The organism is Paraburkholderia panacisoli (assembly GCF_008369935.1).
Classification (GTDB): Bacteria; Pseudomonadota; Gammaproteobacteria; order Burkholderiales; family Burkholderiaceae; genus Paraburkholderia; species Paraburkholderia panacisoli.
The window spans coordinates 23977-34172 of record NZ_VTUZ01000071.1 but is presented as its reverse complement, the minus strand read 5'-3'; the positions used below and the strand labels follow the sequence as shown (position 1 = coordinate 34172).

At 60.8% G+C, this 10196-nt stretch carries 9 protein-coding genes and 3 pseudogenes; 3 read left to right on the top strand and 9 right to left on the bottom strand.

Annotated features, from left to right (window positions below; genetic code table 11):
• The 5 genes and pseudogenes from FVF58_RS47330 to FVF58_RS47310 all read right to left on the bottom strand — a co-directional run.
• On the bottom strand, positions 1-1170 hold a 1170-nt coding region (locus FVF58_RS47330; protein ID WP_149676419.1), incomplete at its 3' end, for a cysteine desulfurase.
• Positions 1167-2492, bottom strand: coding sequence for a Fe-S cluster assembly protein SufD (sufD, locus tag FVF58_RS47325; RefSeq protein ID WP_149676418.1), 1326 nt, complete (start codon positions 2490-2492; stop codon positions 1167-1169). The genes sufD and FVF58_RS47330, both read right to left, overlap by 4 nt.
• Positions 2489-3280: a Fe-S cluster assembly ATPase SufC gene (gene sufC / locus FVF58_RS47320; RefSeq protein ID WP_149676417.1), complete on the bottom strand. Its 792-nt coding sequence runs from the start codon at positions 3278-3280 to the stop codon at positions 2489-2491. The genes sufD and sufC overlap by 4 nt, the downstream gene beginning before the upstream one ends.
• A gap of 43 nt (positions 3281-3323) precedes the next feature.
• A pseudogene (gene sufB, locus FVF58_RS47315) lies at positions 3324-4804 on the bottom strand (Fe-S cluster assembly protein SufB).
• Positions 4801-5307, bottom strand: a complete 507-nt coding sequence (locus FVF58_RS47310) for an SUF system Fe-S cluster assembly regulator (protein WP_149676416.1) — start codon at positions 5305-5307, stop codon at positions 4801-4803. Before FVF58_RS47310 ends, sufB begins: the two are co-directional and overlap by 4 nt.
• A 417-nt stretch (positions 5308-5724) precedes the next feature.
• On the opposite strand from FVF58_RS47310, the pseudogene FVF58_RS53830 reads away from it, so the two are divergent.
• Positions 5725-5844 (top strand): annotated as a pseudogene (locus FVF58_RS53830) (IS110 family transposase); the annotation flags it as partial.
• Between the two features lie 423 nt (positions 5845-6267).
• Entirely contained in the window at positions 6268-6897 is a 630-nt protein-coding gene (locus FVF58_RS55105) for a hypothetical protein (RefSeq protein WP_425469033.1), read from the top strand.
• A 165-nt stretch (positions 6898-7062) separates the two neighbouring features.
• Here FVF58_RS55105 and FVF58_RS47295 read toward each other — a convergent pair whose 3' ends face one another.
• The 3 genes from FVF58_RS47295 to FVF58_RS47285 form a co-directional block, all read right to left on the bottom strand.
• Positions 7063-7536: a hypothetical protein gene (locus FVF58_RS47295; protein ID WP_149676415.1), complete on the bottom strand. Its 474-nt coding sequence runs from the start codon at positions 7534-7536 to the stop codon at positions 7063-7065.
• Positions 7537-7578: 42 nt separating this feature from the next.
• Positions 7579-7770 (bottom strand): hypothetical protein, encoded by a 192-nt coding sequence (locus FVF58_RS47290; RefSeq protein WP_149676414.1) that lies wholly within the window; start codon positions 7768-7770, stop codon positions 7579-7581.
• A gap of 82 nt (positions 7771-7852) precedes the next feature.
• Positions 7853-8071 carry a hypothetical protein gene (locus tag FVF58_RS47285; RefSeq protein WP_149676413.1) on the bottom strand — a complete coding sequence of 73 codons (219 nt, stop codon included), beginning with the start codon at positions 8069-8071 and terminating at the stop codon, positions 7853-7855.
• Between the two features lie 268 nt (positions 8072-8339).
• On the opposite strand from FVF58_RS47285, the pseudogene FVF58_RS47280 reads away from it, so the two are divergent.
• Positions 8340-8606: pseudogene (locus tag FVF58_RS47280) on the top strand (transposase); the annotation flags it as partial.
• A 496-nt stretch (positions 8607-9102) separates the two neighbouring features.
• Here FVF58_RS47280 and FVF58_RS47275 read toward each other — a convergent pair.
• Positions 9103-9741 carry a putative quinol monooxygenase gene (locus FVF58_RS47275; protein WP_149676412.1) on the bottom strand — a complete coding sequence of 213 codons (639 nt, stop codon included), beginning with the start codon at positions 9739-9741 and terminating at the stop codon, positions 9103-9105.
• Between the last annotated feature and the right edge of the window lie 455 nt (positions 9742-10196).

Below are 10196 nucleotides of genomic sequence, written 5' to 3'. Positions count from 1 at the left end.
CGCGCGCACTGTCGCCGGTACGCCAAACCGCTGCATCACCGGCATCGCGCAGTGATGGCCCGCTCGCACGGCGACGCCGTGATCATCGAGAATCGTGCCGACATCATGCGCATGCACGCCGTCGAGCACGAATGACAGGATGCTCGCCTTGTCGCGTGCGGTACCGATAAGACGCAAGCCCGGTATCACCCGCAATGCATCCGTTGCATAAGCAAGCAGGCCGGCCTCGTGCGCGGCGATGACTTCCATGCCGATGCGGTCGACATAGTCGAGCGCCGCGCCCAGCGCAATCGCGCCGGCAATGTTCGGCGTGCCTGCCTCGAACTTCCACGGAATCGCGTTATATTCCGTTTTCTCGAACGTCACCGAACGGATCATGTCGCCGCCGCCCTGCCACGGCGGCATCGCCTCAAGCAACGCAGCCCTGGCGTACAGCACGCCGATACCAGTCGGCCCGTAAGCCTTATGCCCGGAGAACGCGTAGAAATCGCAATCGAGTGCCCGGACGTCGACCGGCAGATGCGAGATCGCCTGTGCGCCATCCAGCAGCACCGGTACGCCCTTCGCGTGCGCCACTGCAACGATCAGCTCTACCGGATTGATGCTGCCGAGCGCGTTAGCCAGATGCGTAATCGCGACCAGCCGCGTACGGTCGTTCAACAAGCGCTCGTACGCGCCGGCATCAAGTGCGCCCGTATCGTCAATCGGCACGACTTTCAGCACCGCCCCGGTTTGCTCGCAGACCATCTGCCACGGCACGATATTCGAATGGTGCTCCATCGCGCTGATCAGGATTTCGTCGCCAGGCTTGAGCTGCGGGCGCGCAAAGCTCTGGGCCACGAGATTGATCGCTTCGGTCGTGCCACGTACAAACACGATCTCCTCCGGACGCAGCGCGTTGATGAAGCGTGCGATCTTCGCGCGTGCTGCTTCGAACGCATCGGTCGCACGCTGCGACAGCAGATGCACGCCGCGGTGCACGTTGGCGTTGCTATGCCGGTAGTAGGCGTTTTCCGTGTAGATGACCGAGGCCGGTTTTTGCGTAGTCGCGCCGTTGTCGAGATAGACCAATGGCCGGCCATGCACGCGCTCGCCCAGAATCGGAAAATCGGCCCGCCAGTGCTCGACATTGCGCGGATCTGGCGCCTGCATCTGTTCAATCGGTTTCATAGCAACTCCCTGATGCGCTCGCCTTCCGGGGTGCGCGCGAGCAGCAGCCGTTCTAGCCGACCGCGGAGCGATTCGATGCGCACACGTTCGACAATGTCGCGCGCAAATGCGTATGTCAGTAGCGCCCGCGCCGTACGTTCCTCGACGCCGCGCGCACGCAGATAGAACAGCTGGTTCTCGTCCAGTTGACCAACCGTCGCTCCATGTGTGCATTTCACATCGTCGGCGTAGATCTCGAGCTGTGGCTTCGTGTCGATTTCCGCATCGCGCGACAGCAGCAGGTTGTAATTCGCCTGATGCGTGTCCGTTTTCTGCGCATCGCGATGCACGATAACGCGCCCATTGAACACGCCGCGCGCGGCACCGTCGAGCACGCCGCGGTAGTATTCGCGACTCGTGCCATGCGGCTCTGCGTGATCGATGCGCGTGTGGTGATCGACGTGCTGCCGGCCGCCAGCGATATAGAGCCCGTTCAACGTAGCTTGCGCGTTTTCGGCGTTCAGGCTCGTGCCGATGCCCGTGCGCGACAACGCACCGCCGAAGGCGAACGCATGCGATGCAAAGGAACTGGCGCGTTGCTGCGCAACAGCGACCGACGCGATATGAAACGCCTTCGAGCCTTCCTGCTGCAACCGGTAGTGCTGCACGTCCGCCTGTTCGTCTGCGACGATGCGGGTAACCGCATTGGTCCAATACGCGTCGTCGCCCACCCCTACGAAGTGCTCGACGATCGTGCAGCCGGAACGTGCTCCTGCACGCACGACATTGAACGGCTGCACCGCAAGACCCGCTTCGTCAGTCAGGAATAGCATGTGCAACGGTTGATCGATGACCTCGCCAGGCGGTAGTAAGACGGCAAAGCCGTCCGTCAGAAACGCCGTGTTTAGTGCGGCAAAGCCATCGGCATGCGTTTGTGTGGCAATCGCCGCTTCGAGTCGTTGCGGCATTTCTCTTAACGCCCGTGCGAGCGAGCCCACAAATACCCCATGCGGCAAGCCATTCAGTTTCGACAGCCGCGGCACATTCCGACCGTTGACAAATACCAGTCGATGCCCGCCGGGGTCCAGCACGAGTTCACCGATGACGTGCCGCACGTCACTATCGTCGGTGCGTTGTGCCCTGAAATGCCAGAGGCGTTTCCCGATAGTCGATACATTCGTGTACTTCCAGTCCTCGTGGCGCGTGGTCGGAAGACCGAGCGCGTCGAACTGTTCGAAGGCGCTTCGGCGCGCGGTACGGAGCCACGGCAACTCAGCGCCGGGCAACGTCTTCGCGAGTTGTCCAAAAGCCTGGTGGAAGAAGTCGAGCGATTCGTTTTTCATGAGTGCCCCGCACTTGCTACACTGAGTGCGCTGGCTGATTGCACGGCCTCATCCTCGATCCAGCCATAGCCCTTGCGTTCCAGCTCCAGGGCCAGATCACGCGACCCCGACTTTACGATCCGGCCGTTCGCCAGCACATGCACGCGATCCGGGACGACGTAATCCAGCAGTCGTTGATAGTGCGTAACCAGCACAATCGCCCGTTCTGGACTGCGCATGCTGTTGACGCCCTGCGCAACGATCTGTAGCGCATCGATATCGAGTCCGGAATCCGTTTCGTCGAGAATGGCGAGCCGGGGTTCCAGCACCGCCATCTGCAGGATCTCGTTGCGCTTCTTTTCTCCGCCGGAAAAGCCTTCGTTGACTGCGCGGTACAACAGGGTCTCGTCCATCTGCATCAGCGTCATTTTGTCCTTGACCAGTTGCAGAAACTCCATCGCGTCGAGTTCCGGCTCGCCACGATGCCGGCGCTGCGCGTTCAACGCTGCCTTCAGCAGATAAACATTGCTCACACCGGGTATCTCAACGGGATACTGGAACGCGAGAAACAGACCTGCGTGCGCACGCTCTTCAGGCGCGAGCGCCAGCAGATCGCGACCGAGATACGAGACCGTGCCGTCGGTGACAACAACGTCCTCGCGCCCCGCCAGCACGTTGGCAAGCGTGCTCTTGCCCGAGCCATTGGGGCCCATGATCGCGTGCACCTCGCCGGTCTTCACGCTCAGATCGATGCCGCGCAGAATTTTCTTGCCGTCGACTTCGGCTTGCAGGTTACTGATTTCAAGCATGATTCCAATCCCTCGCTAATCACCGTGGGCCAGGTGCTAACGGTTAGCCCACACTGCCCTCCAGGCTGACACCGAGCAGCTTCTGCGCCTCGACAGCGAACTCCATCGGGAGCTCCTTGAAGACTTCCTTGCAGAAGCCGTTCACAATCATCGACACCGCATCTTCCGCTGACAGCCCGCGCTGCCGGCAATAGAACAGCTGGTCTTCGCCGATGCGTGATGTCGACGCTTCGTGCTCGACCTTCGCGGTCGGGTTCTTGACCTCGATATAGGGGAACGTGTGTGCGCTGCAACGGTCGCCGAGCAACAACGAATCGCACTGTGTGTAATTGCGCGCACCTTCGGCCGCACGGCCGACCTTCACGAGGCCGCGATACGCATTCTTTCCGCGGCCCGCTGAAATGCCTTTCGACAGAATCGTGCTGCGCGTATTGCGACCGAGGTGAATCATCTTCGTCCCGGTATCGGCCTGTTGATAGTGGTTGGTCAGCGCCACCGAATAGAATTCACCGACCGAGTTATCGCCCTGCAGGACCACGCTCGGGTACTTCCACGTGATCGCCGAACCGGTTTCCACCTGGGTCCACGAAATCTTCGAATTCGCCTCGCGGCAATCGCCACGCTTGGTCACGAAGTTGTAGATGCCGCCCTTGCCGGAAGCATCGCCCGGATACCAGTTCTGCACGGTCGAATAGCGGATCTGTGCCCCTTCCGCACGGTCGAATAGCGGATCTGTGCCCCTTCCAGCGCAATCAGCTCGACCACCGCGGCATGCAGCTGATTTTCGTCGCGCATCGGTGCAGTGCAGCCTTCCAGGTAGCTCACATACGCACCCTTGTCCGCGATGATCAGTGTGCGCTCGAACTGCCCGGTGTTCTGCGCGTTGATGCGGAAGTAGGTAGACAGCTCCATCGGGCAGCGCACGCCCGGCGGGATGTAGCAGAACGAGCCGTCGCTGAACACGGCGGAATTCAGCGCAGCAAAGAAATTGTCGGTATGCGGCACCACCGAGCCGAGATACTTCTGCACCAGTTCGGGATGATGCTGCACGGCATCCGAGAACGAACAGAACACAATGCCGAGTTCCGCAAGCTTTTCGCGGAACGTCGTGGCGACCGAGACGCTGTCGAATACCGCATCCACCGCAACGCCTGCCAGGAGTTCGCGTTCTTCCAGCGGTACACCCAGCTTTTCGTAAGTACGCAGCAGTTCCGGATCGACTTCATCGAGACTCTTCGGACGATTCCTCTGCGCCATCGGTGCGGAATAATAGACGATGCTCTGGTAGTCGATCGGCGGATGCCGGACCGTCGCCCAATGCGGCTCGGCCATCGTGAGCCAGTGCCGATAGGCCGCGAGCCGCCATTCGAGCATGAACGCAGGCTCGTTTTTTTTCGCGGAAATGAGCCGGATCACATCCTCGCTCAGCCCGCTCGGCAACGTGTCGGCCTCCAGGTCAGTCACGAAACCATGCTGGTATTCGCGACTGATCAGTTCTTCGAAACCGGTTGTAGATGCGCTCATGCGCGGCCTCCGTCAGTCGTTTTGCGCGGCAGTGGCGTCGCGTCCGTGCGGCGGCTGGGAATGCTGCGCGCGCGGATCGCGCTGATATCGACCGCGCGCAAGGTCGGTCCCGCCATGTCCGCCAGCGTGACCTGCTGTAACGCCTCGTAGATCACGCGATTGACCTTCTGCCAGTTGGCGCGCACCGCGCACACCGCCTCCTGGATGCACAGGCCTGGCTGCGTGCTGCATTCGGTGATCCCGATCGGGCCGTCGACCGCGGCGATCACCTCCGCCAGCGTGATCCGCTCGGGCGGCCGCGGCAGCAGGTAACCACCATTCGTGCCGCGCAGCGACTCCACGAGACCGCCCCGCGTCAGGACTTTCAGCATCTTTGACACGGTGGGCATCGCGACGCCGGTCGCCTCCGCGATGCTGCTCGCGCTATGGACGGCGTCCGGGTCGCGCGCCATCGCGGTCATGATCACCGTGCTGTAGTCGGCGAGTTTGCTCATGCGCAACATCGGAATACCTCCCGTCTCAATCAGGACCCCTTTAGTCCTGATTTGACCGAAATGGAATCGGCACGTTTGTAGTGAAGGACACCGTCCTGCGTGGGGGTTTCTGGCCGCATCGCCAAACGCGTTCCGTTTCGGGAGAGGCATTTCGCCATACGACGCAACACTCGTTTCATTCTAGACCTGTATGCAAGACCTTGTCAGTGCATAGGTCTTCGTAACGGACGGCTCCGGAGAGACACGCCCCATCGCCCCCGAATACCCACGCGCCCCCCAGACACCAATTGTTTGACACCTTAAATATCGACCAGATTAAATGCCAGAATCCACACGCGGAACGGGCATGCGTATCGTCTGTATCGGGGGAGGCCCAGCCCGCCTGTAGTTTGAACTGTCGACGAACGCGTATTGTCGCTTGACCCCAAGAGCCGAGGTCATCGCCGGGCTGTGGCCGCCGTGGCTCGCAAACTTGCCGTTCTTCTGCACAAGATGTGGGTAGATGGCTCCGATTTCCGATGCGGGTCGATGGACGCGACGGCATGATGCAAACCGCTCACCAGAACTGAACCTTACTGGAAGAGTCCGAAGCGTTGGACGATGGTCCGGAAGCAGCCGCAACCGACTGCCGCGCCCCGCGCGCGCCCTGGAGCGAGGGCTCCCCATCTCTGTCCGACCAATGCGTGCAGCGTGCCGTTGCGCCTACGGGCCGACTGCGGAAAGAAGCGTGACCCGCGCCCAAGACGTTTCCAAGGCCAACCCACCGGAGATCGACCTTTGACATCACCGCCGTAATGGCAGCGAAAACTCTGTTGGATAACGCTTTAGCCGGGCGTAACAACGGCTCAACAGCGTCACGGGTTTACGCCGACTAGGCGACGTGCCGGGTGCGTCCGAAACTCGTGGCGTCGAGCGACATCGAGGGCAAGCAAATAAAGCCCGATTCTGTCCCCACATACGGAGATCTCCATGCAGCGAATGGTCGAATATCGTGGATTCGAAATTCACGTTGAGTTGGTATCCACGTCGAAGGACATGTTCGACGTCTGGTTTCGCATCGAAGGCGTCAACAAACCTGCGGGCGTCGCGGCAATCGGCGAGCGCATAAAAGTTCGTGGCGGGCCGCTCTCTCGTCGCTGGGCTTATTTTGTTGCAGAGATAGTCGGCCAAGCTGCTATCGATGTAATTCTCGGCGTCACTGAAGAGGGACTGATCGCAGAGCCGTCTAGTGCGCGCGGCGAGCTCGTTGCGCGCCTTGGCTCTAATGCATTGGTAGCGGCCCGCGATTCCGCGAAAGAAAGCTCAGTGGAAATGGACATGGCGAAAGGCAAAGAAGTATTCGCGTCTCATAAGGGCTTCGTGATTCGTGTCCTCGCGGTTCCCGAATATTCTTCACACCCTCTGGGTGTACCTTTCGGGTACGTTGGGTACGTCGCTCGTCCCGAAACAGACATTCGCGTGGCCGGGCAAAGAATGAACTTTTCTCACCCTGTAGCCGAGTATCTGTCGGCCGAAGCGGCAGAACAGGCTGGCTTTGTAGAAGGGCGATCGATCATTGAGGGCATCCATCCCGACGGACTTACGACGGACGGCCTTTAATGAGTGACTGGCCGGGAGCTTCGTGATAACCATGAAGCGGGATTACGTTTCGTGGATGCCCACGCCGGATGCGCGGACGGCGCTGCAAAATCCGACCATCGCCTTCGGGTCCATCTCAGTAGAACCATTGCATTGCTTTTCCTCGGTATGTCAGGCCGCCGCAGATTACTCTGCGCCCGGCGCTTCCTTGTCCAGTTCGTTGTAGCCTTCGGCGGGGTCATCGCCGATCACATCCTCAAATTCGAGCGATTCGGGGAAGACGTCGAGCGCCGCCTCGGTTAATTCCTCGGCCAACGCGCTGACCGAATCGATCCATTCCTTCGTCGCGATTCCCTTGTCACCGTTTTGCCAGCTCGCCGACCTATCATCGAATTCATCTTCAAGCTCGCGATGCACGTCATCGAGCATGCCCCGCGCCGCATCGACCTTTTCGTTATATGCGTCCACGTCTAGTTCCAGCTTCGCACGTGCAGCCGCAACCGCCTCATTGAACACACGCACAGACTCTTCCAACGTGCTCCGCTGCGCCGTCAGTTCGCCGAACGCTGCATCGATGCGCTTCTGATCGGCGGCTTTGATCTTGAATGCCATGCTTGTCCTCTTTCGTGATACCCGAGTCCTGCTGCTGGGCCGCGTCATTTAACTCACGATCGCCAAGGCTTTTCCATGCTCCAGTCCGCTCTACTGCTTCTGCCAGTCCATGCGCCCATAAGCTGCTGCGCAATCGTCAATCTCGCGTTGAGCGATGATCGGAAAAATTCCCGGCGTCGTTGCATTGCATTGAGCCACTTGACCCGTCTTGAGGTCACGAAAAACCGCCGGTGATGCACATCCGGCAAGCATCAGCGCGACAACGATGATTGATCGATTCATTTTTTCCCTGTCGATGGTAGCTTTCGTGCTGCTACGACGATTCTGCCTCGGGTTTCCGTGCGTCACGCGCGTGGCAATCGCGTCACTCCTGAGTCGCGGTATAGCAACTCGGCGCCGTTTTTGCTGGTGGGGTGCCTTGCCAACAACGCTTCATTTCGCCCGTGTTCGTATCTAATCTCCACGCATTGCCGCCGCTATCCACAGCGAGTTGGTAGTGGCCTGCTGCCGTGGGCGAAGCATCATGCGATGCTTGGCCGCAGCCAATGAGGATCAGGGATAGCGCAATAGGGATGAGTTTCATATGGATTTTCCTACGCGTTGCACGGCGTCGCGACGCGGGTCAGTTGTTCGGTCTACCGGCCCGACCAGATGCCGGCAAGAAGGCAAATCACGAAAGACAGGACCACCCCAATAGTGCGATTTCTTCAACTCCTACGACGGCGTTGCTTCGACTCGTTGAGCGCTGCCGTGAATGCAGCATCATCAATATCAAACGCTCGCTTTCTCTTCGCTGCTGGCGCTGCTGCTCTTTCAGGCTCCGCTTTCGGGGTTCGCTCCTGCGGAAATTCCGCTTCCTGCTGCACGTGCTGCCCGGCGGCTTCCACCGCATTCGCCACTATGGCCTGCTCGCCAATCCGGTGCGACGGGCGAACCTGACGAGAATACGCGCGCTGCTGCACGCTCCTGCAGTCATTAACGCCAGCGACGACGCGTCGCCGGACGCCATGTCGCCAACCTTCGTGTGCCGGCACTGCGGTGCGCCGATGATCATCATCGACATCCTCCTGCGCAGCCAGCCGATTCGTGCACCACCCACATCCCGAGGCAACGCATGAGCGTCAATGGCCCGGAATGTTCAATCCGACTGTCGGCTCTCCGGCAACGGGCGCCAACAGGAGACGCCGCGAGTGCCGCTCCGGGCAGACCTTGCCGCTGCTCGCGGCACCGCCACAACATGGCAGACAACAGCTTCGAAACCACGTTCGAGCCCATCCCGACCCAGGTTCGCTTCAACATCCTGTGGCACCGCCGACGGCGAGCCCCCTTCAATCCCCATAGAGACTCAACGCCCGGGCCGCGTCGGTCCACTCCGCGGTTTCCTCCCTCGAGGCTTGTCCAACGCCTGCCCACATGCGCGGTCGCGCACTCACGCGGCTGCAGACAAGGGCAGGCGTCGAACAGGTCTTACCTGAAAACTCCCGGGGCCGGGTACAGCCACGCGATGCTCACTATAAAACTGTTTGCGCTGTCCCTGACGATACGACACGGAGGCAGATTCCTACCTGTGCGGAAGGTTCCCTGTCAGGCATCGTTCGCCGTCGGCTTGACCGGTCACCGCGCCCCCGTAGACTGGTCGGTCCATTTTGTGTTGACCACGTCGAGCATGCCGATATCCGGCACGCTGCCCAGCAATGACAGCGAATGCTTGGCGAGCTCCCGAGGAACATGACCCGTCAAGTGCGCAAACCGACCGCCGTTGTCGGGGAAGACGTCAAAGATGCCGAAGTGACCGTCGTCAAGGCGGATGGCAAACCAGGCAACGGTCTTGGGTTCCTGCTCCACGAGTGCTTGCGCGTCGCGAAGGAACTGCGCGACCTGTGACTCATGACCCGCCTTTGCCTTGAACGTGAGGAGCAGCGCCTTCGTGACCGGCTCGCCCGATGACGTTGCAGGCAACTTGTCGGCCAGGACGTCGAACTCCTGAATCAGCGGCGCCCCGGCAAACACGCTGCCGCCGGCATCCAACAGTGCTTGTGTAACTGGCCCCGCCAGATGCGCCTCGCGGCCGGCATCGTCTGCGAACACGTCGAAGATGCCGTACTCCAATCGCCCGAATCTGATCGCGAACCACGCGGTGGTTGCGGCTTCCGCCCGGCCCATCGCGAGAGCCGAGCGCAGGACGTCTTCCGCCATGGCGTCGTCGTTGCCGGCCTTGACTTCCAACCTGACCAGCAGACCTTTAGTGCCCATGAGACACCTCCATTCGTGATCGACCGACCGTGAGCGCGTCGAGCGTGCAGTCCGTCGACGCTAACAAGCCAGCAGCGCCGCGCAGTAGAGCCAGTGCCCTCCCTCCAGAGCACACCTTCGGTCCTGCGATCGTCGCCGGCGGCATTGGGCGAGACATCTCGCCCGGCGATCCTGGGCGTGCGCAATACACGTCAACTGACACGATAGTGGATTTCGCCTCGCCGTTCCAGGCGGGTCCGCTGGAACCGGCTTGCCCTGATGACTCTGGCATCTGCAGTTACACGAACTCGCTCGCGGCACGTCTGCAAGTCAGGAGCCGGAGCCTGCCGCCGTGCGGTGTTGGCCGGACCCGGTTCCAGGCTGGCGCGGCGGTGGTGACTCCAGTTTGCTGCGCCGGCCCCCCCGAAGTGAAACCGGTGCGAGGCGGCAGTGGGCATGCTAAACGTGCTTCGGCG